Consider the following 23,835-nt stretch of genomic DNA (forward strand, 5'->3'; position numbering starts at 1 on the left):
GAGAGTTTTTAGCTTTTTAAGCTAATATTAATTGTTGTAGTATTTTTACATAATTGAATCTAATGATTCAAGCATTGAGTTAACTTTTGCCTCAATATTTCCATCAAAATTACCTAAATCACTAGCAATTACAACACCACCAGCTGTAACATTTGCATCTTGAACTAAAGAAATATGTGTACCTTCCAAATTTAAATCATTTTTTAGAAGTTCAAAATCCCTAGGATTTAAATGTATTTTTACTTTTGAAGCTGTTTTTATTTTGTCAAGAATATTATGAATTGTCTCTTTAGCAATTCTTGCTGAATTTTCACCAATTTCTACTGATATGATTTTTTTTGCTATTGATATGGAAGTTTTAAGGATTTTTGTTTCCATTTGGAAAGTTGCTTGTTCAAAAAAAGCAGCATAATGCTTTAAATCTTTTATTGCTTGAACCACTTGATGGTCAATATCTTTTCCACCAGCTAATCCTATATGCTCTAAACCATCTACCTTTTGTTGAACTGCAGCAATAGTTCCAGCAAGTGCTTTAATTTCTGCTAAAATTTGATCACCATTTATACTAACTTGTTTTTGATCTAATTTTGCAACTTGTTGCATTTGCTCTGTTTGAGTAATCTCGCCAGTATTAAGAAATGTACCTAATTGAAAATTTTCAACCCCATCATTTGCTTTTATTACTTTAGCATTTGAATATACGTTATTTTTTTCCATTATTCAACATCCCTTTCAATTACACCCTCTTCAATAAGTTTTTGGGCTGCATCAAGCATTTTTCTTTGAGCTGTTTCAATATCTCTAATTTTAACTTTTGTAAGCATTTCAAACTCTTCTTGAAATCTATCACTTGCTCTTTGTGACATAGCACCTCTTACTATATCTAAATCATCTTCTGTTGCATTTTTCATGGCAACTGCAACATCAGCCATCTCAACATTTTGAAGAATTTTCATTACATCATCTTTATCTAAAGCAAGTAAATCTTCAAATACGAACATATTTTCTTTTATTTTTGTAGCTAGTGCTGTATCAACTCCATTAATATTTTTAAGAATATCTTGTGATTTTGGTCCCATTCTATTCAACATATCAGCAACAACTTTTACACCACCAACATCAACAATAGATGATAATAATGACTCCAATTTTTTTTCTAAAACTAAAGAAATTGTTCTAACAACATCTGGAGAAACATCTTTTATTGTGGCCATTTGCATTGTAACTTTTACTTTTACATCTTCGTCTAGTTGATTTAAAACATCAGCTGCACCACCAGATTCCATATGAGCTAAAATAACTGCAATTGTTTGAGGAGACTCTTCTTTAATAAAATCTGCAAGTTGTTTAGGATTGATTGCATCAAGATAATTAAAAGATTGAGATGCCAATTGCATTTTAGATAGTTTTGCTAAAATCTCATCTGCATCATTTTTACCCAATGATTTATATAATAAGTCTTTTGCATAATCATATCCACCAGCACTAATAAAACCTTTTGTTCTTGTATATAAATGAAACTCTTCAAGAATAGCTAATGAAGTATCTTTATCAATTGAACCTAATTGTGTAATTGAAGTTGATATATTTTCAACAATATGACGAGGTAAATGTTGAAAAATCTTAACAGTAGCTTCTTCTCCAATCAAGACAAAAAAGATAGCTACCTTTTGTAGCATTGGCATCCCTTTTGTTAGTTCATGATCATACGGATTTTCTATCACTATTTACCTTTCTTAGCATGTCTTTTACCAGTATCTTCTGATAATAGTAATTCTATCATTTTCGCCATTTCAGCAGGTTCATTATTTATTATTTTATCAATCTCTTCAATCAATACCTCATATTTTGCAGCTGATTCTTCATCTAAACCTTCAAGGTTATTTACTATTTGACTTCTTACTTTTGATTTTAATCTTCCTTTTGCACTACCAAGATTATACTCTTCTTCTAAGTTGGTATCATCTGTTAATCCAGGAATATTTATATCAGAATCACCTCCTGAAGAGCCCTTTTTAGAACCTGTTTTTCCTCCTGTTGTACCTTCTCCTAAAATTACTATATCATTTTTTACAATAAATTTTTTATAAAAAACAAATAATAAAATTAATGCAATAAGATATTGAAAATATTCACTAAATTCACTTAATATTGTTTTTATCATTCCAATTGTATCAACAGGGCCTTCAGATATAGGATTTCCATTTGCATCTACATTAACATTTCCATCTGTAAGTGTTACAAATTTGAAATCTTTTACTGTAATTTTATCACCTCTTCTCTCATCATATCCTATTGTATCTTGTACAACTTCAACAATATTATTTAAAAATTCATCCTTATTTTGTACATCTTTTAATACTGTAGAATCAAAAGTAACAGCGGCTGTAACCTTATTAATTGTGGAATAGTTTTTATCTTCATGATCAATAACTTTTTTAGAAATCTCGTAATTAATTATATTTTTAGAGGATTCATTATTTGAAGAACTATTACCATTCGCTGCATTTGCATCTGGTGCTTGTATATTACTTTGAACACCAGGAACTGCAGCATTATCAGTTGTAGTTCCTTGAGATGAAGATGTATTTTCAGTTGTTTGTTGGCTTCTTATTGTACCCTCTGGTTCAAAAATTTCTTCTTGTATATGCTTTTTAGAAAAATTTAAATCTAAAGAGACTCTAGCTACAACTCTGCCTTGTCCAACAAATGGTTCTAGTAAATCAACTATCTTCTCTTCAAAATCTTTTTCAAGTTTTAACTTATATTTATTTTGAGAAATAGAACTTAAATTATCAATATCTTCTTTTGATTGTTCTAATATTGAACCATCTTGGTCAATAAGTTTAATATTTTCATTTGTCAAATTTGGAATTGCAGAAGAGATAAAATTTTTAATTCCATCAATTTGTTTTTGTGTCAAAAAAATACCAGGTTTCAGACTTAAAACAGCAGATGCTGAAGGTGGAGTTTTTCTTTCTGTAAAAATTGTATCTTTTGGAATACCAATTTTTACAGAAGCTCTCATTATCCCAGATAATGACTCTAAAGCCCTTGATAATTCACCTTCTAATGCTCTTAAATATTTAACTTTGTTTTCAAAATTTGTTGTACCTAAAGAGGATTTTTCAAAAATTTCCCAACCTACATGTTGACTTGTTGCAGCATCACTTGTAACTAATTTAATTTTTGCAATGTTAATAAAATCTTTTGATGTTTTTAAAGTTAAAGAATTACCACTTCCAACCACTGAAAACACAATACCAGCTGCATCTAATTCACTTGATGCTAACATAACTTGGTTTTTTGTAAGATTTGTTGCTATTGTATAGTTTAATTTACTATCTTCAGCTTTTATATTTGAATAAATTAATAATCCAAGTAAAAGAACTAGTAATAGTGAAAATCCTCCAATTATTACTGCTCTTTGCGCAGAATTTAAATTATTAACAAACTTTAAAAGTTGATCCATCTATTATTTATCCTAAATTAGTTTTTAGCAGAAGCGTCTATTACTGATGTGAAAAAAGTAACATCTTTTCTTATTGAAGCTTGAAGAGCTTGAAATATTGTATTATTTTTAGCCATTTCACTCATTTGAGTATCTAAATTTACATTATTTCCATCATTTTGCTCTTGCAAATTTTCCACTTCATAAACTTCCATTTTTGGTCTATTTGAATTATCAACTTTTTCTTTAATATGTCTTTGATTAGTAGTAGTCAACTCTAAATCTTTTTGTCTATTTTTTTCTTTTAGTTGTGATTCAAAGCTTAACTCTTTTGTTTTATAATCAGGTGTATTTATATTTGCTATATTACTAGAAATAACTTTTTGTCTCTCTGCCCTATAATTCAAATGATTAAATAAAGTTTCACTTACATTACTTGCTTTCATAATTATTTACTTTCACCTATTTTAGTTATTGCTTTTGAATTTAAATCATTAATCCCTGTTATACCCTTTTGAGCTTGCTCATAACTTCTTTGCGCTTCAATTAATTGAACCATTGCTAATACAGCATTAACATTTGAGCCTTCTAAAGAGCCCTGAAGAACAAATTTTTCATTGTCTTCCATTGCTTCAACTTGAGCTGCAACTTGCTGTTCATCTTTTAGTTTATAATTATTGTTACCATATTTTTTTAAGTTATCATAATCAATTTTAAAAACACCTACAGCTTGCCCAAAACCTTCCTCTATTGCGACAGGTTCTCCATCAGCACTTAAAACATTATTTCCATTACTATCTACTAAAAATCCATCAAGGTTTTTAAAAGAACCATCTTTAGTATATTGAACATCGCCATTTTGTGTTAAAACTGCAAAAAAAGTATTTGGGTCTTTTAATGCAAAATCTAAATCATTTCCTGTATTAACAATTGCACCTTGTGAACTATTAACATACTTTTGATCTATTTTAGGAACTTTATTTGTAAGTTCATTAATATATTCAGATTTTTTGCCATCCATCTTAGCTTTTGCTAAGTAGTGATTAAATGTTCCTTCAGATACGCCCTCTTCTTTAAAACCAATTGTTCTACTATTAGCCAAATTATTAGAAACTACATCAACTCTATTAATTTGATTTACCATTGCTGCTGCTAGGGGGTACATACCTTGATTCATTTTTTAATCCTTATTTACCAAATTCTGCAATTAACGATTCTAAATCATCACTATTTACTAAATCATCAGTATTATCTCCTGGTAAATGGGTAGCACCAGGAAGAGAAATTGATTTACTCTCATCATCAAAAATAGCATTTAATTGTCTTGATAAATTTATTACCAATCCCATAACTCTTTCAATTTTTTGTCTATTTATATCATGAAACTGCATAAGTTCCATTGTATCAAAAAGTTCTTTATCTCTATTATGAAGTCTTGCTTGTATCTCTTTTGGTTTATCAATTAAGCCTTTAATTAAATCCAAATTATTTGAAAACTCTTTAACATTTGGAAATTTTTTATTTAGCATCTCTAACATTTTAAGTTGAGATTGCATAAATTCATCTAATTGTTTGGTAGTTTTTCTTAATTCTTCATTATCTTCTAAAATATAACTTAAGGCATCAAATATTTTTGTAGCTTTTTCTTCTGAATCATTTGCCACTTCACCTAATTGATTAGGAATATTAATTTGATCTACATTAACTACATTATTACCTTTTTTACTTTTAGTAGAAATTGGCTCTTCACTATCTTTAACTTTATCCATCTCATCAATAGATTCAGCATCTAAATTAAAATCAAGATCATTTAAATAATCATCTACTTCTAAGTCTTTATTATTCTCTAATCCTGCTATTAAATCATCAATTTCACTTGTATCAACATCACTATTTGAATCATCATTTGAAACCGTATCATCATTTTCTGACATAATTCCATTTAAAATTGAATCTATTTCATCATTAGAAACAGAAGATTCTTCTTCATTATTAGTAGTATCTTCATCAACAGAATTTAATAATTCATCAACATCTACATCTGAAACTTCTTCTTTAGTCTCTTCTTCTTTTTCAGGTTCATTTGATAAATTAGAATCTTCTTCTTTATAAGAATTTATTAATTCATCAACATCAATATTATCTTCTTCATTTTTTTCTTCTTTATCTGACGAAGTTTCATCTTTTTGGTCATCTTCTACTTTAGCATTAGATAAATCAGTTTGTGCTATTAAATCAGCTATATCATTTTCTGACATATTTTCAGAATCTTTTTCATCAGAAGCTACATCATCATTTTCAGAATTTTCATTTTCAGAGATATCCAGCCCATTCATCAGTGCTTCAATCTCTTCTTGACTCATACTCATAGCTATACCTTTTTAATTAACTATTTTTTTAATACACCATCTAATTTTTCTTTTAATATCTCAGCATTAAAAGGTTTAACTATGTAATTATTAACTCCAGCTTTTAAAGCAGTAATAACTTCACCTTTACCACCTTCTGTTGTAATCATGATTATCGGTGTACTTTGATGATTACCTTCTTTTCTTACTTTTTTAACTAAATCAAGTCCATTCATATTTGGCATATTCCAATCAGTTAAGATAACATCATATTGTGATTTAGATAACATAGTCCAAGCTTTAACTCCATCTTCTGCTTCATCGAAATCTTCTTTATCAATTCCTAGTTGCATTACGACATTACCAATAATTCTTCTCATAGTAGAACTATCATCGACTATAAGTATTTTCATTTATACACCTTTGTTAAAAATTCAATTTTTTTTACATTATAATTAATTTGTTTTAAATCTACACTTAATATTAGTAACATTTTACTTTAAATTTATTTGAATTTAAAAATTCTTTAAATATAATAAATCAGATTTTGGCAATAAAGGATTCACCATGATTAGAGGAATGTACAATGCTGCATCAGGAATGTATGCGCAACAGCATCAAATTGATGTTACGTCAAATAATATAGCCAATGTAAATACAGCTGGATTCAAAAAAGATCGAGCTGAATTTCAAGACCTTATGTATCAAAGATTAAATTTCACAGGTGGTTCTACAAGTGAAAATACAAGAAACCCAACTGGAATTGATGTTGGACTTGGGGTAAGAATCTCAGGTATTCAAAAGTCTTTTGAAGAGGGTGATTTACAAACTACTGGAAATACCTTTGATATTGCTATTGAAGGAAGAGGATTTTTTAAGGTAACTATGCCTGATGGAGAAACTGCATATACTAGGAATGGTGGCTTTAAAGTAAATTCAGAAGGTACTATTATAAATGGTAATGGATATCCATTGGATCCTGAAATAACTGTTCCTGATAATTTAATTGATGTAAATATAGCTAATAATGGTATTATAACTGCTACAGATCCAACCACTGGTGAAGAACAAGAGCTAGGTCAAATTACATTAGCTGATTTTGTGAATCCTGCTGGGTTAAAACCTATTGGAGAATCATTATTCCAATCAACAACTGCTTCTGGTAATCCAATTGAAGCAAATCCTACAGAAGACCAATTTGGTGGACTTAGACAAGGAATGATAGAAATGTCCAATGTAAAATTAGTTACTGAGATGGTAGATTTAATTACAGCGCAAAGAGCATATGAAGCAAATTCAAAAGCTATACAAACTACAGATAAGCTGTTAACAATCGCTAATCAATTAAAAACTAGTTAATTTTTAGGTTAAAATGGATTTAGAAGAACTAAAGAGACTTAGAGAACGAAATTTTTTAGATCATAAGAAGAAAAAAAGAGAATATTATCTAAAAAAGAAGTTAGAAAAAGAGTCTAATGAATCGTTAAAAAAGTCAAAACAACAAATATATGATTATGAAAATGATCTTAATATTGATAATTTTGACTTAAAAATAAAAGAAATCATAAAAAAGCAAAAATCTCATGTTGATAGTAGAAAAGAAAAAATTGTACAAAAAATAAAAGACTACAGAGAACAAAAAAAGAGTTACTATATAGAAAACAGAGAAAAAAGGCTGGAATATGATAAAGAATATAGAGAAAAGAAAAAAGAAGAATTAAGAGAATACAGAAAAAGATATTACGAAGAGAATAAAGAAAAAATTTTATCAAGACAAAAAGAATACAGAAAATCATCTAAAGAGTAAAAATGGCAGAAAATCAAGAAAAAACAGAAGCAGAACTTTTAGAAGAAGCTATGCAAAACTTAGGTTTAGAAGAAGTTGTTGAAGAAGTAAAGAGTGATGAAGTTTTGGTTGAAGGTGGATCTTCTAAGTTAACAGATGAGGATATTAAATCATTAATAGAAGATGATGAAGATAATTCAAAAGAAGAAGAAACAAATATTTCAAAAGAAGAAGCAAATGTCACAGATGAAATATCTGCAGTTGAGGATATCAATTTAAATAATATTCCTGATAAAGATTTAGCTAATGAAACAGATGGTTTAGAATTAGATGAAGATTATCCTGTACAAAAGAAACAAAATAAAATATTAAGAATCTTAATTATTTTTGTATCTATCCTATTAACACTTGTATCAGTAGGAGCCGTTCTTTATTTTATTGGATTTTTTGATCCAGAACCAGTAAAAGAAGTAAAAAAAGAAGAGATTAAACCTCAAAAAGAAGAGTATAAATTTAATACAAAAGATATTGATACAAATAGATTAAACAAAAAGTTAAATTTATTGACCAAATATGAAATTGTAGAAAATCCTAATATTGAAGAAGAAAAAAGAAAAGAAAAAGAAAAATTATATCTTGAAGCAAAAAAACAATTAGAGATGGAAAGATTAGCTCAAATTGAAAAAATAAAAGAAGCAGAAAGAAAAAGAATGGCAGAAGAACTTCCGGCAATTCAAAAACAAGATATTAATGAAAACATAGATAAAGAGATTGAAAAGGTAATAGATAAAGAAGAAGCTACTGTTTCAACAAATGAACAAGAACCACAACAAGTAGAAGATAAAACAACAAATGAAGATGCAAACACAGTAACTCAAACTAATATTGAAAATACTCCTTCAAATACAACACCTGAAAATGAAAAAAAAGTAGAAGAAACAACTTCTGTAGTAGCTGAAAATACAGAAACAAAGGTTGAACCTACACCAGTAAAAGAAGAAGTAGCTGTTGTTGAAGAAAAACCTAAAGAGAGTCAATTTGTTAAAATTATAAAAATTGCAACAAAAAGTAAAGATATATATAAATCTTACCTTGACAAAATTTATTCTGTTAGTGATGATGTGACTTTATGTAGAGATTACCAAAATAATGTAGAGATATTTATTGGTCCATTTGATGATGATTCAAGTAGAAGTAAAATTTCTCAAGAATATTTATCAAAATACAATATAAAAGTAGAAGAGTATGATTATACTAAGGATGAATATACTAAAAGATGTAATTACTAGCTATTTTCTAAAATAGCTTTTGCATCTTTAGCATCAATTTTTTTATTAATTATATCAACATTTAAAATATAATTTTTTTCATAAGGCAATAAAAAAGTCTTAGGAAAACTTTTCTTTACTAAATCTTGCGTAGTCTTGATTTCAAAATAATCTCCAAGTGGATATCTATGTATATCAACTATTTGACCTAATAATTCACCATCTTCATAAATCTCACAATTCATTAAGTCAAACCAAAAATATTGATTCTCTTCTAATTTACAATTTTGTTTAGTATCTTCAGGAGATGTAAAAAGTTGTTGATTAGTAAATTTTTTAGCCTCATCGATATTATCTATTTCATTAAATAAAATAGTACCTCGTGATTCATTAAAATCTTTTACGGTAAGTAAATTACCCTTGTTAGTTGTAAAAGTAGCACCTTTTTTAAACTGCTCTGGAAAATCAGAATCAATGAAAATTTTAATTTCACCTTTTAATCCTACTGATTTTCCAAGTTTAGCTACATAAATTTTATTATTCATTGTAAGTTAGTTAGAAACTACTTGTATTTTGTATGATATACCATCTTTTGCTTTACAGCCATTAGCCATAGTTTTTAAAGCATTTATCATATTTCCATTTTTACCAATAAGTTTACCCACATCATGAGTATCTGCGCTTATAGTAACTTCAACAAAAGTATCATCTATTTGCTCTTCACTTACAACTATCGAGTCCGGGTTACTAGCAATTAGCTTAACATAACTTTCAATGAAATTTTTTATCATGTTAAAACTTATTTTGCTTCAGCTAATTTTTTAACTTTTTCAGAAGGTTTAGCACCAACACTTAGCCAATAGTTATATCTCTCTTCGTCAAGTTTTAATACTTTTGGTTCTGCTACTGGGTTATAATAACCAATTGATTCAATCCATCCTGAATCTCTTCTTTTTCTTGAATCTGTTACTACGATTCTGTAAAATGGTTTTTTATTTCTTCCCATTCTTGTTAATCTAATTACTGTCATGTCTTTCCTTTTTTTATTTAATAGTATTGAATTCTAAACTCATAAATAAGTTTACAACTCAATACTATTTGTTATAGTTTTATCTTGGTAAGCCTTGCATCCCACCAGGACCTTTCATTTGGGACATCATGCTTGATAAACCTTTCATCCCACCTTTGTTTGATAGCTGCTTAGCCATTTTTGATGCACTTTTAAATTGTTTTAATATTTTATTAACTTGTACTTCTGATAATCCAGAACCTACTGCTAATCTTTTCTTTCTACTTGGATTTAAAAGTGATGGTTCGTTTCTTTCTTTTGGTGTCATAGAACCAATTAGTGCTTTTATTCTTTTAATCTCATCAGAGTTTTCAAAATCCATATCTTTTAACTGTCCTGCCATTTGTGACATACCAGGAATCATTCCCAAGATAGATTTCATAGAACCTAATTTACTCATCATTTTAAGTTGCTCTAAAAAGTCATTAAAGTTAAATTCACCTTTTTTGATTTTTTTAGTTACTTCTTTTGCTTTTTTCTCATCAATAATAGCTGATGTTTTTTCAGCAAGTCCTTCAATATCTCCAGCACCCATAAGTCTAGAAACAATTCTATCTGGAATAAAAACTTCCAAATCTGGCATTTTTTCACCAATACCAATAAATCTTAAAGGAACACCAACTTGATCAGCTAAAGATATGGCAACACCACCTTTAGTATCACCATCATATTTAGATAAAATAACACCATCAATACCAATTTGCTCTTTAAATGATGTTGCTGTTCTTGTTGCATCGTGACCTGTTAAAGAATCTGCAACATAAAAAATCTCATTTGGATTAAGTGCATCTTTAACTTGTGCTAATTGTTTCATCAACTCTTCATCAATTGCCAATCGTCCAGCTGTATCCACTAATAAAACGTCATATAACTCTTTTTTAGCTTTTTCTTGAGCAGCTTTTGCTATTTTTACTGGATCTTTTTCATTATCATCAAAGTATAAATCAACTTCAATTTGTGCACATATTTGTTTTAATTGTTCAACTGCTGCAAGTCTTTGTAAGTCACACGCTGCTATTAAAACTTTTTTCTTTCTTAGCTTTAAATATGTTGCTAATTTACCAGTTGTTGTTGTTTTACCTGAACCTTGAAGTCCAGTCATTAAAACTGTTGTTGGAGGTGTATTAGAAAATACAAATCCCTGATTACCTTCAGCTGTTAATATACTAGTTAAATTTTCTTGTAAAGCTTTTAAAAATGAGCTTTGCCCTATTCCTAACTCTTTTGTTCTTAACTCAACATTATTAATTAAATCTTTTGTAGTTTTGTGGTGTACATCTGCTTTTAATAGTGCTTTTCTAAGTTCAGTTGTCGCTTTTTTTAATGACGTGGCATCATCTTTAAATCTTACTTTATTTACTGCACTTTTAATCGAACCAGTTATTACATCAAACAAAACACTACTCCATTTTTTAAAATTGTGTGATTTTACTAAAGTTAAACTTTATATAACTTTAATTAGGCTAATTTTAAGGTAAATTTTATATTTAAACATATTATAAATAGAAGAAAAAGTCGATTTTAAGGCTATTTAGTAATTTTGAGTAAATTACTGAACCTTAAAAATTATTTAAAGTCCATAGACATTAAATTCTCTTGGAACTTTGGCTTCAAATTCATAATCAAAAATTTTAGTAATTTTAGAATGCAATAAAACTCTATTTACTTGTGTTGATGGCTTACCATAAACACTATCTCCAATAATTGGGAAATCCACACTGTTTAGATGAACTCTAATTTGATGCGTTCTTCCTGTATCAATTACAATTTTAATTTTTGATTTATTACCTTCCACTAACATTGGATAAATAGTTGTCTTCGCACTTTTACCCTTTTTCATATCAACTTTACTACGTGCTACACCTTTGTTATTTTTAATAGTTAATATTGGCTTATCTATAACTATTTCATCAATAACTTTTCCCTCAACAACAGCTACGTATTCTTTGTACACATTATTGTTTTTAAATTCTCTAATAGCTTTTGTTTGAAACTCTTCATTTTTCGCAAAAAGCATTACTCCACTTGTCTCTTTATCTAATCTATTAAGTAAAAAGTATTTTGGAAATTTTCTTGATATTTCATCTGCAGTTAAAAAAGCTGGCTTATCTACTGCTAAAATATCATCATCTTGAAATATCACTTTTATAGGAGCAACATCTTTTACAATAAATTTTGTATCAACATTGATATCTCCCCTTGCAATTAAAACTTTATTATTTCCTACTTTTACTAAGCCCTTATCAATTAAATCTTTAGCTTTACTATTTGAGATATTCTCTTGTCTTGCTAATACTTTGTAAGCTTTATCTACTGCCATTTATTTCCCTTAATATTGGTTCTATTGTACCCATACCTTTTAAAAAGGCAGGTTTTATATTTTTTATATCTCTCATTATATCTTTTAATTCGGAGTTTTCTACAATTTTATAATTTTCTACACATTCAAAAAGTGCTTTTTGATTAAAATAATTTTTCCCACTTATTACTCTACAATTAAAAAATGCTGGCTCAACTGGATTGTGTCCACCAATTTTTTCAAATGCACCACCTAGTATTACTGCATCTGAAATTTCATAAATATTATTTAACTCACCCATAACATCAACTAAAATTATATCACTTGAAAAATCATTTTTCAAGGAAAATTTATGGTAAGTTATCCCTTTATTTTTTATAAATTCTAAAATAAGTTGATTTACTTTTTCAAATCTCTCTGGATGCCTTGGAACAATAATTAACTTCCCAAGATTTTTTTCATAAGAGTTTAAAATTAACTCTTCTTCATTTTCATGTGTGCTACCTGCTGTTATTACAAATTCATTTGGTTTAATAAATTTATTTGCTCTTTTAGGCAATGTTGCAAGTTTTATATTTCCTATTATTTCAATATTTTTAGCACCTAACTCTTCAAGCCTATTTTTATCTATTTCACTTTGCGCAAAAACTTTATCAATATTTTTAAAAATTTTCTTATAAAACCAAGAAAATTTTTTATATGAGTTATAAGACCTATCACTAATTCTTGCATTTATAAGAACAGTTTTTGTCTTTTTTATTTTTGCAATTAAAAAAAGCATATACCAAAGTTCAGCTTCCATAACCAATAAGATTTTTTGTTTTTTAATCCAAAAAGGTAGTAAAAGTTCAAAGGGTAAATATCTTACATTTTTACTTAATTTTTTAGCCTCTTCAAAACCTGTATTAGTAATAACTGATATATTAACATCATCAGTCAGTGAATCAACTATTGGTTTTATTGCTTTTGTTTCTCCAAAAGAACATACATGAAACCAAACCTTTGATTCTTTAAAAGGTTTATTATCTTTTAAAAAAAATCTTGCAGGTAAAGCATCTTTGTATTTTGTACTTTTTGATTTAAATAAAATAAAGGGGATTGCTAAAATATAGAGTAGTAAAGATACTAAAAAATAAAATAGAGAAAAGAGGCTCAAAATTAAGCCTCTACAGTTTCTTCTTCTTTATAAATTATTCTTCCACAATGAGGACAGTTGATAATTTCGTCTGATTTAATTACTTCTGCATAAGTTTGATCACTTATTTTCATAAAACATCCATAACATGCTTGTTTTTTAACAGGAACAACTGCTGTATCTTTTGCCCATCTTTTAATTTTTTCATAGAAAGTTAATACTTTATTATCAAAGTTACCTAATAATTCTGCTCTTTCTTGATAAACTACGTTTCTTTCTTTGTTTATCTCTTCAATAGCATTATCAACAGATACTTGTAACTCTTTAATTCCATTCTCTTCTTCAGCTAACTTCTCTTGTAACTCTTTTAACTCTTCTTCTTTTGCTACTGAAAGTTTATCAAGTCTTTCAATCTCTTCATTTGCAAATGAAATTTGCTCTTTCGCAATCTCTTCTTCTAATTGTAGTGCTTTTACTTCTTTTTCTGTTTGAACTACTGCACCTTTTTTAGATATCTCATCTAATTTAGATTTTAATTCAGCTAAGTGAATATTATTTTTAGTTCTTTTTGATTTTATCTCATCTATTTGAGCATAAGTATCATTTATACCTTTTTTAATCTCTTCCGCAATCTCAACGAATGTTGCTAATTTATCTTTTTCATTCTCGATTTGTGGCTCAAATGAACTAATTTTGCTGTCAAATTTTGATAATTTGATTAAATCCTCTAAATACTTGTTCAACCGTTTCTCCTTGTATTATAAAAACTGAATGGATTTTTTGAATTCGCCATTATAGCTGTTAATTTATTTTTTTTCAAATATTTTTCAATAAGTGAGTATAAAAGTTCTGTAAAATGGTGCTCACTTTCATAATGTCTTATATCAATTAATGATATTCCCCTTGATTTTGCTTCCATTGCATCGTGATATTTTATATCACCAGTTAAAAAACAATCAGCTTCAACTTCCGATATCATCGACATACCTGCACCTGTAATTAAGGCTACTCTTTTAACCTCATCATTACATTTTACAAATTTCAATTCTTGTATATTTAATTTTTTTGAAATTTCTTCACAAAATTTATCAAATGAAGAATTTACCTCAGCATAAGAGATGTATTCTTCACTATTTTCTAAATTTAATCCTAAAATATTTTTTCCAACATATTTATTTAAATGTGTTTTATCAATGTTTGTGTGCATTGAAATAAGTGAAATATTTTTTTTAATTAGAGTTCTTAAAATTTTTGTAGAGTATGAATCAAAATTAACTCTTCTAAGAGGAGAAAAAATCAATGGATGATGGGTGATAACTAAAGAGTTTTCATCCATACTTGTAACTAAGTCTTCATCCAAATCTATACTTATATAAACTTTTTCGACTTCTTCTTCAAAGCTACCTACGATTAATCCAGAATTATCCCACTTCTCTTGTAAAATAAAAGGAGAAAGCTCATCTAAATAATCATAAATATCTCTGATTTTCATTATCTTCCTATTCTTTTAAGTCTATCTTGCTCTTGCTCTTTATATAAAACAGCGCAACCTTGTGAAAGCTCTCGCACTTTTAAAATATAATTTTGTCTCTCAGTTACAGAGATAGCTTTTCTAGCATCAAGGGTATTAAAAGCATGACTTGCAATCATACATTGATCATATGCAGGAAGAGGAAGTCCTGCTTCTAAACATGACTTACACTCATTAAAAGCATCATCAAAATGTTTAAAAAGCATCTCTACATTTGCAACTTCAAAGTTATATTTAGAGAACTCATATTCACCTTCTTTATGAACATCTGCATAAGTTGTCTTACCATGTTCATTTTCATTCCAAACAATATCAAATACAGAATCAACCTCTTGCAAGTACATAGCTAATCTTTCAGTACCGTATGTAATCTCTACGGCAACTGGGTCACAAGCAAGACCACCTACTTGTTGAAAATATGTAAATTGAGTAACTTCCATACCATCAAGCCAAACTTCCCATCCAAGTCCCCATGCACCTAAAGTTGGAGATTCCCAGTTATCTTCTACAAATCTAATATCATGTTTAGAAATATCTAACCCAAGATACTCTAATGATTGTAAATATAAGTCTTGTATGTTATCTGGACTTGGTTTGATTAAAACTTGAAATTGGTAATAAGCCCCTAGTCTATTTGGATTTTCTCCATATCTTCCATCAGTTGGTCTTCTACTTGGTGCAACATATGCTGTACTCCAAGGAGTTGAGTCTAAACTTCTAAGCAATGTTGCTGGATGAAATGTCCCAGCCCCTGCTGGTATATCATAAGGTTGAACAATGTTGCAACCCTGCTCTGCCCAAAATTGTTGTAATTTTAAAAGAAGTTGTGAAAATGTAATCATCTATTTTATTCCTAATGCTTTGTTTATTTTTTCTTTATCAAAACCACAAATCCAACTATTTTCTATCAAGACAACAGGAGCACCTGTACATCCATGTTTTTTACAGTCATTTAAAGCTTTTTTATTTGTGGAAAGATCAATTAAATTGTATCTTATATTTTTTGTCTTAAAATATGCCTTAGCACTATCGCACCACTTGCATTTAGGTAAAACAAATAGTGCGACATTTTTCATTATAAAAGTACTTCTATACTTTTAGAATCAACTTCAACAGCTTTACTTTTTACTATTCTATCTTCTTTTAATTTAATAGCTAATTCTTTATCAGTAATTGCCATAATTTGAATAGCTAAATAAGCAGCATTAATTGCACCAGCTTTCCCTAGTGCAACTGTAGCAACTGGCATACCTGAAGGCATTTGAACAGTTGAAAGCATAGCATCCATACCATCCATTGCTCCACCTTTCATTGGAACTCCAATAACAGGTTTAGTTGTGGCAGATGCTAATGCACCAGCAAGATGTGCTGCCATTCCAGCTGCAGCAATAAAGGCAACAGCACCTTTTTCTTCAGCTTCTTTTACATAAGCTTTAGTTCTCTCGGGAGATCTATGAGCAGAAGAGATTATCATCTCGTATTTTACATTAAATTGCTCAAATGTATCAGCACAGTTTTTCATAATTTCATAATCAGATTTACTACCCATAATAATAGAAACAAAATTCATATTTATCCTTTAATATTTTTATAAATAAGGGCGATTGTATCAAAAAAAAGCTAATTATCCTATAAAGCTAACTTTTTAGCCTTTTTAAAGTCTTTTTTACCACTTCCAAGCTTTGGTATATCATCGACTATTTTTATACTTGTAGGTATCATTAGTTTGTTATCAAAACTCTTGATTATCTCTTCTTTTAGTTTTATTATATCACTTTGTTCAACATGGGAAATAAGAAGAACTATTTTTTCTCCTTTTTTTTCATCATCAATCGAAGTTATCATAAAATCTATTTCTGAATTTTCATCCAAGTGTAGAATCTTTGAAATTTTATCTTCAACCAATGAAAGACTTATCATCTCTCCTCCAAGTTTTGCAAATCTTGAATATCTATCAACAATAGTTATAAATCCATCTTTATCTATTTTACCTTTATCACCTGTTATATAATAAGTTTTACCATCAATCTTCTTTAATACTTGTGACGTTTTTAAACTATTTTTCAAATATCCTTTCATAACTTGAATACCAGAAATAACTATCATACCTTCTTCATTAACTCCTAATTCTTTATAGGTATCAGGATTAACGATTTTTATTACAGTTCCTGGTATTGCCATACCAATTGTTCCTAATTTATGACCAAGTTGAATTGTTCCATCTTGATTTACTGTATCAGGTAAATTACAAGCTGCAACAGGAGAAGTTTCTGTTGTTCCATAACCTTCTAAAATCTCTTTTTCAAACTTCTTTTTAAACTCTATTCTTACTTCATTTCTTAATTTTTCAGCACCTGCAACAACAAGTCTAAGGCTATCAAACATCATTTTATTTACTTTTGGATTTTTTGTATATAATCTAAAAAAAGTTGAAGTCCCACACATAATTGTTGCTTTATACTCATTTACAAGTTTTCCTAAACCAAATCCATCAGTAGGATCTGGATGGGCTACACATTTTATACCTTCAATTAAAGGTAAAAAAGTTGTTACAACTATACCAAAGGCATGAAATAAAGGTAATGAACCAACAATCATATCTTCATCACTTGCATTTAAAATTGTAACTATTTGTTGAGAATTTCCTAAAATATTATCACCACTTAATTCTATTCCTTTTGGTGTATCTTCACTCCCTGAAGAAAATAAAATCATCACGGTATCATCTTTTTGTGTTTTAGTTAAAAAAATTGGTTTTAATATAAATGATGGCAATAATTTTATACTAGCAAGTGTAATTAGTCCATCCAATTTTTTAATCTTTTGTTTTAAATCTTCCACATAAATCACATCAACTAGCTCAAATATCTCTTTTATGTCTATCCCTTTAGTTTCTAACTTAGAAATAAACTTTTTAGAAGCGACAATTGTTTTTATTTGAGATAAAGCAATTGCTTCTTTAATAGAGTTTAATTCACTTGTATAGTTTAGATTTACTACAGTTTTACCCATCATCAAACAAGAGTAATTTATAAAGGCACCTGCACTACTAGAAGGTAGTAATAATCCTACACATTCTTCTTTTATCTCTTTTTTCAACAAGTTTTTAAATAAAATAGAAGCTGTTAAGAACTTATGTCCTGATAAATTTACTCCTGTCGAATCTGCAAAAATCATTTTATTACCAATAGATTTTAATCTATCAAATATTACTTCATTTAAGCTAGCCAAATTACTTATATGTTCTTGCCAAGCAACTGTTGAAAGGTCAACAATATTCTGTTTTATATTTATGATATTAGCTTTCTCTTTTTTTACTCTTTTTCCAAAAGATACAGTTACACTATTTATTTTATATGAATTTTTATATTTTTTGCTTGCTCTTGAAAAAATTGTTTCCCATAATCCTCTTATATAAAAAGGTATAACTTTTACATCACTTGAAGTTGATTCTAAAATTTTTTCAAATCCTTTTTTAAACTCACCTAAATGTCCATTTCTAGTTATACTTCCTTCAGGGAAAAGTACTACTACATTACCATTGTCCAATTCTTCAGCAATTATTTTAATTGTATTTTTACTTCCAGTAGTACCTATTGGTATTGTTTTAAACATTCTTAAAATCCAATTTAAATACCACTTCTCATAAATTGGTTTATGCATTACAAACTTAACTTCTCTAGGAACTGACATCAATACAACTGCCCAATCTATCCAAGAAACATGATTTCCAAGCAATAAAACTCCATCAGTTGATGGAATATTTTTTATTCCACTAACTTCAAGTTTGTATTTCAATCCAATAACACTTTTTAGAAAGAGTAAAATTAATGACTGGGGTAGTTTAACTATTGTGTAAACTGTGCCAATTATAGTAATAAATAAAATCAAATATATAGTATTTAGAGGATTTAAATTGTAGTATGAAACAAGAGTTGTCATACACAACATCAAAAACATAGCAACAGAGTGAAACCAATTGTTTCCAGCTAATACAGTTCCTAATATTTTTTTCTTTGCATTAAATTGAATCAAAGCATTTAAAGGAACCACAAACATTCCACCAAAGATTCCAAATAAGAAAAATGAAACACCTATTAAAAATGAACTTTGGGCAATAGTTGCTGTATAAATTGTAACTGCCATTCCTAAAGCAGATAATGGTATTGTTCCAACTTCTATATAGTGTTTTGAAATACGTGAATAAAGAATAGAACCAACAGCAATACCTACTCCAGATACTCCAATAACTGCATTTATTACAAATACATCAGTTACATTTAAATACTGTTTTGCAAAAGATGGAAAAACAGCCATGATTCCTTGAGATATCCCCCAAAAAACTGAAAGCCCAATAACAGATAAAAATATTACACTGTTTGAAGATAATACTTTTATATTTTTAGCTAATAATTTTCCTTTAAATAAATCACCCTTATCTAAAGAGAGTTCTTCATCTTTTTTATAATAAGTATTTACCCTTCTTAAAACAATAAAAGAGACCATCATCTCTAAAAAAGCCACAGGTAAAATATAATAGGTCAATGGTAAGATTGCATATAAAAGTTCTTCTTTTGTATTTAGTAGTTCAAGATGATTGCTATTATAAAAACTTTCAAAAAAATATGAAGCTCCTGCTATTGAAAAAAGTATTGCGATTATAGATATAGCTTGTAAGGCTGAATTTCCAGTTGATAGATTTTTTTTACCATAAATATCAAGAATAAGACCAAATTTTGCTGGAGAGTATATGGCACTTTGAACAGCTAATAAGACTAAAACAAACATTGCTAAATAAAAGTTTGAAATAATATATGCAAATATCATAAGAACAGATAAGGAAAAAGATGATACTGCACCATAAATTAAGATATTTTTCTTGTTATATTTATCTGAAAGATATCCACTTAGTGTAAATAAAAGTATATAAGGTATAAGAATCAAAGCATTTATAATAGATATCCAAATTACTTGGGTACTTCCATCAAATATCTTAAAAGCAATATTTTGTAAAAATATTTTATGGGCAATATCAACCACCACATTACAAAACACTACAAACAAAAAAGCAAATTTTATCACTACAAAATTATTTATCTTCCCCATTATTGACTTTTTTTCATCACTAATTTCATTTAATACTCCAATAACTACACATTTTATTTTGAAGTATAAATATTTATGAATAATATGTCAAGTTAGATTATAAAAATGAAACCAAGTTGTAACTTTTTTTATGATTTTAAAAAAATGCTTTTATCTCTTCACTATTTAAAAGTTTTCCTGTAGATTTAACTTCACCATTTATCACAAGACCTGGAGTACTCATAACTCCATATGCCATGATTTTTTCTATATCATCTACTTTTTCAACTTGTGCAAAGATTCCAGCATCCGCAACAGCTTTTTTAGCATTTTCTTCCAAAGCTTTACACTTTGTACATCCTGTTCCTAATATTTCTATCTTCATTATATCTCCTGTATGTGATCTTTTAGTGTATAAATATAAGTATCAACTTCCAATTCATCATATCGCTCTACTGTTACTGGTGTTCTTACAAATTCACCACCTTCAAACTCATCTAAATAATCCCAATGATTAATTAAGTTTGATGATGTAAATAAAAACCCATGAACAGTGTCGCCGTTTGGATCAAGTCTAATTCCAGGATAACCCATGCTTGCACTCCATCCAGCATCAATCAAAAATCCCTTAACAGTTGCAGGTACAAATTTACCTACTATTTTTTCTAATACGTGAGCATTTGGACAATTAGGCATCAAAGTACCATAAACAAAAAGTGTCTCTGTCATTAATTTTTTGCTTTAAATAGTTGATATATTGATGAAAAGTCTTCTTCACCTTTTCCCATCATCTTCATTTTAGAAAATAACTCTTTTGGTATTGTAGCACTATAAAGTGGTTGTTTTAAATTAAATGCTAAATCTTGTAAAAGATGTAAATCTTTGTTGATAGCATTATTTGAAAAGTGTGCTGAAAAATCTTCATCAATAAGCTTTTGTGTTTTTGCTTTTAAAACAAGTGATTGTCCACCACCAACACCAAGTATCTCTAAAGCTTTTGATTTTTCAATTTCACAACTTTCTGCTAACGCTGTACACTCTGCAAGTGTAGCCATAAAAGAACCAAGACAAAGGTTATTGATAAGTTTCATTTTTGTAGCACTTGATAGCTTTTCTAAATGAAATATCTCTTTCGCTATTTTTTGTAAAATTGGTTTTACTCTTTCAAAAACTTCTTTTTTTCCTGAACTTACAACTGTTAATTCACCTTTAAGTGCTGGTGCAACACTTCCAAAAACTGGATTTTCTAGATAGTTTCCACCCATATTATTAACTAATTCATGAAATTTTAAAACGTCATCATAATGATTTGTTGTTAAATCAATAATTGTTTTACCTTTTAAATCTTCACATAAAAGTCCATTTTCCATTTGTAAGATATTAAAAACAGCAGAAGAATCAAATAAACACATAAAAATAGTATCACACTTTTTTAATAACTCTTTTGGAGTTGAAGCAATCTCATATCCTAAATCTTTTATTTTCTCAATATTTCTATTATAAACTATAAGTTCCTCACCTACATCACTCAACCTTGTAGCAATTGCTTGACCTAAGTTTCCTAATCCTATAAATCCTATTGACATATTTTCTCCTAGGTTTTTTAAAAAGTATTATAGGAAGATTAAATTAAAAAAAGATGATATTTTAAAATTGAAGTAAAAGAAGTGTTGAAAAGATGAGTAAACTCATCTTTTCTTATTTTTTAAAGTCAGCTACTATTTTTGCTTTTAGTTTAGGAATTGTAAATCCAAACATATCAAACAGATCATTTGCTGGACCAGAAGCTCCAAATGTATCCATTCCATAAACTACATCAGCAAATTTATAATACTCTAATCCTCTTGCTGCTTCTACAGCAAAAACTTGAGTAGTTGGGTCAATAATTGTATCGATATAAGTTTTGTCTTGCTCCATCAATAAATCAAAACATGGAACTGAAACAATATTTGCAATTATTCCTTCTTCTTCTAAAGCACATCCTGTTTGAAGTGCAAGCATTAACTCACTTCCAGATGCCATAATTGTAATATTTGCATTTTCTCTTTTTTTAACTAAATATCCACCATTTGAAACATCTCCAAATGCTTTATCATCTTTTAATACTCTTAAACCTTGTCTTGAACAAACAAAAGCAGAAGGAGCATTTAATTTCAACGCTACTTTCCAAGAAGCAACATTTTCAGTTGCATCAGCTGGTCTAAATGTATAAAAATTTGGTAAAGCTCTAAATTGAGTTAAATGCTCAATTGGTTGGTGTGTAGGTCCATCTTCTCCAACACCAATAGAATCATGTGTCCAAACAAAATGTTGTGGAATAGAAGCAAGTGCAGCAATTCTTGCTGCTGGTTTTAAATAATCAGAGAAAACAAAGAATGTTGCAGAGAAAACTCTAAATAAACCATATAAATTCATAGCATTACAAATAGATGCCATAGCATGTTCTTTGATACCAAAATGGATATTTTTACCATTTGGGAAATCACCTGCATCTTTTAGTTCTGTTTTATTTGATGGTGCTAAATCTGCACTTCCACCAATAAATCCAGGAAGAGCTTGAGAAATAGCATTTAAAATTTTATGATTTGAATCTCTTGTAGCTACACTTGAATCTGCTTCAAACTCAGGATAAACAATAGAATCAAAATCAGGGTTTTGTAGTTTTTCTATTTTTTCTTTAGCTTCAGATGATAAAGAATCATTCCAAACTTTTTCAAGCTCTGCTCCAGTTGCTGTTTTATCAAAAGCAGCTTTTACTTCAGATGATACATAAAATGACTCTTCAGGGTTAAATCCAGCTTTTACTTTAGAAGCAGCAATTTCATCTGCACCTAAAGGAGCACCATGTGTATGATGACTTCCTTCCATAGTTGCTGCACCTTTTCCAATAGCTGTTTTTGCTATGATTAGAACTGGTTTCGTTGCAGTTTTTGCTTTGGTAATAGCTTCATCAATTTGTGCAAAATCATGTCCATTTATTTCTAATACTTCAAAATCAATAGCTTCAAATCTTTTTTTAACATCTTCACTCCATGCAATAGAAGTATCACCTTCAATTGTAATAGAGTTTGAATCATAAATAATAACTAAATTATCTAATCCTAAATGTCCTGCTGTTGCTGTTGCTTCATAAGAAAGACCTTCTTGTAAATCTCCATCTCCACATAAACAGTAAACTTTATGATTAATTACATCTTCACTTAAAAGATTTTTTGCATATTTACAAGACATAGCAAAACCAACTGCATTTGCAATACCTTGTCCTAATGGTCCAGTTGTAATTTCTACTCCATGAGTATGTCCATATTCTGGATGTCCTGGAGTTTTTGAATTTGTTTGTCTAAAGTTTTTAATATCTTCAATACTTACATCAAATCCCCAAAGGTGTAATAAAGAGTAAACTAAACCCGTAGCATGTCCACCAGAAAAAACTAATCTATCTCTGTTTAGCCACTTTGAGTTTGCTGGATTTACATTTAAATGTTTGCTTAGTACCGTTGCAATGTCAGCAAGTCCCATAGGTGCGCCAGGGTGTCCTGAGTTTGCTTTTTGAACCATATCTGAAGCCAAGAATCTGATTGTATCCGCTTGTTTTTGAAGTAAATTATTTGACATATTTTTCCTACTGTTTTGTGAGTTTTATTTTGTATTTTGCGGATTATAACTAATTTTTAATAAATATAAAATTTGTAGAAAAGAGAATTAACTCTTTTCTACATATTAAAAGTCTGGATCAATTGAAACATCATCGTCAATAAGTACTTTTACATTTGAACTTATTCCTTCATAAACATTGAATGTTTCTCCATCAATAGTTTCTTTTCCTTGGTTAGACCATTTTTCATCTCCACCCTCAAGAGTAA

At 28.7% G+C, this 23,835-nt stretch carries 25 protein-coding genes and 1 pseudogene; 3 read left to right on the top strand and 23 right to left on the bottom strand.

Features of this window, described 5'->3' with window-relative positions:
- Window positions 1–45 precede the first annotated feature (45 nt).
- Genes ACQY5W_RS06380 through ACQY5W_RS06410 form a run of 7 tightly spaced genes read right to left on the bottom strand, consistent with a single transcriptional unit; the run spans window position 46 to window position 6,212 of the window.
- Complete coding sequence (locus tag ACQY5W_RS06380; protein ID WP_428024120.1) at window positions 46–717, bottom strand: FliH/SctL family protein; 672 nt, start codon at window positions 715–717, stop codon at window positions 46–48.
- Window positions 717–1,724, bottom strand: coding sequence for a flagellar motor switch protein FliG (gene fliG / locus ACQY5W_RS06385; RefSeq protein WP_428024121.1), 1,008 nt, complete (start codon window positions 1,722–1,724; stop codon window positions 717–719). The genes ACQY5W_RS06380 and fliG overlap by 1 nt, the downstream gene beginning before the upstream one ends.
- Complete coding sequence (gene fliF, locus ACQY5W_RS06390; RefSeq protein WP_428024122.1) at window positions 1,724–3,472, bottom strand: flagellar basal-body MS-ring/collar protein FliF; 1,749 nt, start codon at window positions 3,470–3,472, stop codon at window positions 1,724–1,726. The genes fliG and fliF overlap by 1 nt, the downstream gene beginning before the upstream one ends.
- Before the next feature lie 17 nt (window positions 3,473–3,489).
- Window positions 3,490–3,897 (bottom strand): flagellar basal body rod protein FlgB, encoded by a 408-nt coding sequence (flgB, locus tag ACQY5W_RS06395; protein WP_428024123.1) that lies wholly within the window; start codon window positions 3,895–3,897, stop codon window positions 3,490–3,492.
- A gap of 2 nt (window positions 3,898–3,899) precedes the next feature.
- Window positions 3,900–4,628, bottom strand: a complete 729-nt coding sequence (locus tag ACQY5W_RS06400) for a flagellar hook-basal body protein (protein WP_428024124.1) — start codon at window positions 4,626–4,628, stop codon at window positions 3,900–3,902.
- Between the two features lie 10 nt (window positions 4,629–4,638).
- Window positions 4,639–5,820 (bottom strand): hypothetical protein, encoded by a 1,182-nt coding sequence (locus tag ACQY5W_RS06405; RefSeq protein WP_428024125.1) that lies wholly within the window; start codon window positions 5,818–5,820, stop codon window positions 4,639–4,641.
- A gap of 20 nt (window positions 5,821–5,840) precedes the next feature.
- Window positions 5,841–6,212 (bottom strand): response regulator, encoded by a 372-nt coding sequence (locus ACQY5W_RS06410; protein WP_428024126.1) that lies wholly within the window; start codon window positions 6,210–6,212, stop codon window positions 5,841–5,843.
- 154 nt (window positions 6,213–6,366) lie between these two features.
- Here ACQY5W_RS06410 and flgG point away from each other — a divergent pair, with 154 nt between their 5' ends.
- Genes flgG through ACQY5W_RS06425 form a run of 3 tightly spaced genes read left to right on the top strand, consistent with a single transcriptional unit; the run spans window position 6,367 to window position 8,874 of the window.
- A complete protein-coding gene (gene flgG, locus ACQY5W_RS06415; protein ID WP_428024127.1) occupies window positions 6,367–7,158 on the top strand; it encodes a flagellar basal-body rod protein FlgG in 792 nt (263 codons plus the stop codon).
- Window positions 7,159–7,171: 13 nt separating this feature from the next.
- Entirely contained in the window at window positions 7,172–7,606 is a 435-nt protein-coding gene (locus ACQY5W_RS06420) for a hypothetical protein (RefSeq protein ID WP_428024128.1), read from the top strand.
- A gap of 2 nt (window positions 7,607–7,608) precedes the next feature.
- Window positions 7,609–8,874 (top strand): hypothetical protein, encoded by a 1,266-nt coding sequence (locus ACQY5W_RS06425; protein ID WP_428024129.1) that lies wholly within the window; start codon window positions 7,609–7,611, stop codon window positions 8,872–8,874.
- Here ACQY5W_RS06425 and rimM read toward each other — a convergent pair.
- The 16 genes and pseudogenes from rimM to tkt all read right to left on the bottom strand — a co-directional run.
- Window positions 8,871–9,398: a ribosome maturation factor RimM gene (rimM, locus tag ACQY5W_RS06430; protein WP_428024130.1), complete on the bottom strand. Its 528-nt coding sequence runs from the start codon at window positions 9,396–9,398 to the stop codon at window positions 8,871–8,873. The two genes, ACQY5W_RS06425 and rimM, sit on opposite strands and share 4 nt — an antisense overlap.
- Window positions 9,399–9,404: 6 nt before the next feature.
- Complete coding sequence (locus ACQY5W_RS06435) at window positions 9,405–9,644, bottom strand: KH domain-containing protein (RefSeq protein WP_428024131.1); 240 nt, start codon at window positions 9,642–9,644, stop codon at window positions 9,405–9,407.
- Window positions 9,645–9,652: 8 nt separating this feature from the next.
- A complete protein-coding gene (rpsP, locus tag ACQY5W_RS06440) occupies window positions 9,653–9,883 on the bottom strand; it encodes a 30S ribosomal protein S16 (protein ID WP_013136306.1) in 231 nt (76 codons plus the stop codon).
- A 79-nt stretch (window positions 9,884–9,962) separates the two neighbouring features.
- The gene (gene ffh, locus ACQY5W_RS06445; RefSeq protein WP_428024132.1) at window positions 9,963–11,318 is read right to left on the bottom strand and encodes a signal recognition particle protein; all 1,356 of its coding nucleotides are present in this window, start codon (window positions 11,316–11,318) and stop codon (window positions 9,963–9,965) included.
- 174 nt (window positions 11,319–11,492) lie between these two features.
- On the bottom strand, window positions 11,493–12,242 hold the full coding sequence (locus ACQY5W_RS06450) for a pseudouridine synthase family protein (RefSeq protein WP_428024133.1): 750 nt from the start codon (window positions 12,240–12,242) through the stop codon (window positions 11,493–11,495).
- Window positions 12,229–13,377 (bottom strand): lipid IV(A) 3-deoxy-D-manno-octulosonic acid transferase, encoded by a 1,149-nt coding sequence (gene waaA, locus ACQY5W_RS06455; RefSeq protein WP_428024134.1) that lies wholly within the window; start codon window positions 13,375–13,377, stop codon window positions 12,229–12,231. Before waaA ends, ACQY5W_RS06450 begins: the two co-directional genes overlap by 14 nt.
- A gap of 2 nt (window positions 13,378–13,379) precedes the next feature.
- A complete protein-coding gene (locus ACQY5W_RS06460) occupies window positions 13,380–14,099 on the bottom strand; it encodes a zinc ribbon domain-containing protein (protein WP_428024135.1) in 720 nt (239 codons plus the stop codon).
- Window positions 14,096–14,848, bottom strand: coding sequence for a Nif3-like dinuclear metal center hexameric protein (locus ACQY5W_RS06465; protein WP_428024136.1), 753 nt, complete (start codon window positions 14,846–14,848; stop codon window positions 14,096–14,098). The genes ACQY5W_RS06460 and ACQY5W_RS06465 overlap by 4 nt, the downstream gene beginning before the upstream one ends.
- On the bottom strand, window positions 14,848–15,729 hold the full coding sequence (glyQ, locus tag ACQY5W_RS06470) for a glycine--tRNA ligase subunit alpha (RefSeq protein WP_428024137.1): 882 nt from the start codon (window positions 15,727–15,729) through the stop codon (window positions 14,848–14,850). Before glyQ ends, ACQY5W_RS06465 begins: the two co-directional genes overlap by 1 nt.
- The gene (locus tag ACQY5W_RS06475; protein WP_428024138.1) at window positions 15,730–15,963 is read right to left on the bottom strand and encodes a glutaredoxin domain-containing protein; all 234 of its coding nucleotides are present in this window, start codon (window positions 15,961–15,963) and stop codon (window positions 15,730–15,732) included. It lies immediately after the preceding gene.
- Complete coding sequence (gene purE, locus ACQY5W_RS06480) at window positions 15,963–16,457, bottom strand: 5-(carboxyamino)imidazole ribonucleotide mutase (RefSeq protein WP_428024139.1); 495 nt, start codon at window positions 16,455–16,457, stop codon at window positions 15,963–15,965. The genes ACQY5W_RS06475 and purE overlap by 1 nt, the downstream gene beginning before the upstream one ends.
- A 59-nt stretch (window positions 16,458–16,516) precedes the next feature.
- Window positions 16,517–19,993 (bottom strand): acyl-[ACP]--phospholipid O-acyltransferase, encoded by a 3,477-nt coding sequence (locus ACQY5W_RS06485; protein WP_428024140.1) that lies wholly within the window; start codon window positions 19,991–19,993, stop codon window positions 16,517–16,519.
- 136 nt (window positions 19,994–20,129) lie between these two features.
- A complete protein-coding gene (locus ACQY5W_RS06490; protein WP_428024141.1) occupies window positions 20,130–20,357 on the bottom strand; it encodes a thioredoxin family protein in 228 nt (75 codons plus the stop codon).
- The gene (locus ACQY5W_RS06495; RefSeq protein ID WP_428024142.1) at window positions 20,357–20,701 is read right to left on the bottom strand and encodes a gamma-glutamylcyclotransferase family protein; all 345 of its coding nucleotides are present in this window, start codon (window positions 20,699–20,701) and stop codon (window positions 20,357–20,359) included. Before ACQY5W_RS06495 ends, ACQY5W_RS06490 begins: the two co-directional genes overlap by 1 nt.
- Window positions 20,701–21,558 (bottom strand): NAD(P)-dependent oxidoreductase, encoded by an 858-nt coding sequence (locus tag ACQY5W_RS06500; RefSeq protein ID WP_428024143.1) that lies wholly within the window; start codon window positions 21,556–21,558, stop codon window positions 20,701–20,703. The genes ACQY5W_RS06495 and ACQY5W_RS06500 overlap by 1 nt, the downstream gene beginning before the upstream one ends.
- Before the next feature lie 112 nt (window positions 21,559–21,670).
- Window positions 21,671–23,590 (bottom strand): annotated as a pseudogene (gene tkt / locus ACQY5W_RS06505) (transketolase); the annotation flags it as partial.
- Between the last annotated feature and the right edge of the window lie 245 nt (window positions 23,591–23,835).

The organism is Arcobacter sp. (assembly GCF_050300555.1).
In the GTDB taxonomy this organism is placed as follows: domain Bacteria; phylum Campylobacterota; class Campylobacteria; order Campylobacterales; family Arcobacteraceae; genus Arcobacter.

What these genes read in the sequence shown, in the direction of transcription:
- ACQY5W_RS06380 (WP_428024120.1), bottom strand. Translation starts at nt 717, where the DNA reads ATGGAAAAAAATAACGTATATTCAAATGCTAAAGTAATAAAAGCAAAT.
- fliF (WP_428024122.1), bottom strand. Translation starts at nt 3,472, where the DNA reads ATGGATCAACTTTTAAAGTTTGTTAATAATTTAAATTCTGCGCAAAGA.
- flgB (WP_428024123.1), bottom strand. Translation starts at nt 3,897, where the DNA reads ATGAAAGCAAGTAATGTAAGTGAAACTTTATTTAATCATTTGAATTAT.
- ACQY5W_RS06400 (WP_428024124.1), bottom strand. Translation starts at nt 4,628, where the DNA reads ATGAATCAAGGTATGTACCCCCTAGCAGCAGCAATGGTAAATCAAATT.
- ACQY5W_RS06405 (WP_428024125.1), bottom strand. Translation starts at nt 5,820, where the DNA reads ATGAGTATGAGTCAAGAAGAGATTGAAGCACTGATGAATGGGCTGGAT.
- ACQY5W_RS06410 (WP_428024126.1), bottom strand. Translation starts at nt 6,212, where the DNA reads ATGAAAATACTTATAGTCGATGATAGTTCTACTATGAGAAGAATTATT.
- flgG (WP_428024127.1), top strand. Translation starts at nt 6,367, where the DNA reads ATGATTAGAGGAATGTACAATGCTGCATCAGGAATGTATGCGCAACAG.
- ACQY5W_RS06420 (WP_428024128.1), top strand. Translation starts at nt 7,172, where the DNA reads ATGGATTTAGAAGAACTAAAGAGACTTAGAGAACGAAATTTTTTAGAT.
- ACQY5W_RS06425 (WP_428024129.1), top strand. Translation starts at nt 7,609, where the DNA reads ATGGCAGAAAATCAAGAAAAAACAGAAGCAGAACTTTTAGAAGAAGCT.
- rimM (WP_428024130.1), bottom strand. Translation starts at nt 9,398, where the DNA reads ATGAATAATAAAATTTATGTAGCTAAACTTGGAAAATCAGTAGGATTA.
- ACQY5W_RS06435 (WP_428024131.1), bottom strand. Translation starts at nt 9,644, where the DNA reads ATGATAAAAAATTTCATTGAAAGTTATGTTAAGCTAATTGCTAGTAAC.
- rpsP (WP_013136306.1), bottom strand. Translation starts at nt 9,883, where the DNA reads ATGACAGTAATTAGATTAACAAGAATGGGAAGAAATAAAAAACCATTT.
- ACQY5W_RS06450 (WP_428024133.1), bottom strand. Translation starts at nt 12,242, where the DNA reads ATGGCAGTAGATAAAGCTTACAAAGTATTAGCAAGACAAGAGAATATC.
- ACQY5W_RS06465 (WP_428024136.1), bottom strand. Translation starts at nt 14,848, where the DNA reads ATGAAAATCAGAGATATTTATGATTATTTAGATGAGCTTTCTCCTTTT.
- glyQ (WP_428024137.1), bottom strand. Translation starts at nt 15,729, where the DNA reads ATGATTACATTTTCACAACTTCTTTTAAAATTACAACAATTTTGGGCA.
- ACQY5W_RS06475 (WP_428024138.1), bottom strand. Translation starts at nt 15,963, where the DNA reads ATGAAAAATGTCGCACTATTTGTTTTACCTAAATGCAAGTGGTGCGAT.
- purE (WP_428024139.1), bottom strand. Translation starts at nt 16,457, where the DNA reads ATGAATTTTGTTTCTATTATTATGGGTAGTAAATCTGATTATGAAATT.
- ACQY5W_RS06485 (WP_428024140.1), bottom strand. Translation starts at nt 19,993, where the DNA reads ATGGGGAAGATAAATAATTTTGTAGTGATAAAATTTGCTTTTTTGTTT.
- ACQY5W_RS06490 (WP_428024141.1), bottom strand. Translation starts at nt 20,357, where the DNA reads ATGAAGATAGAAATATTAGGAACAGGATGTACAAAGTGTAAAGCTTTG.
- ACQY5W_RS06495 (WP_428024142.1), bottom strand. Translation starts at nt 20,701, where the DNA reads ATGACAGAGACACTTTTTGTTTATGGTACTTTGATGCCTAATTGTCCA.
- ACQY5W_RS06500 (WP_428024143.1), bottom strand. Translation starts at nt 21,558, where the DNA reads ATGTCAATAGGATTTATAGGATTAGGAAACTTAGGTCAAGCAATTGCT.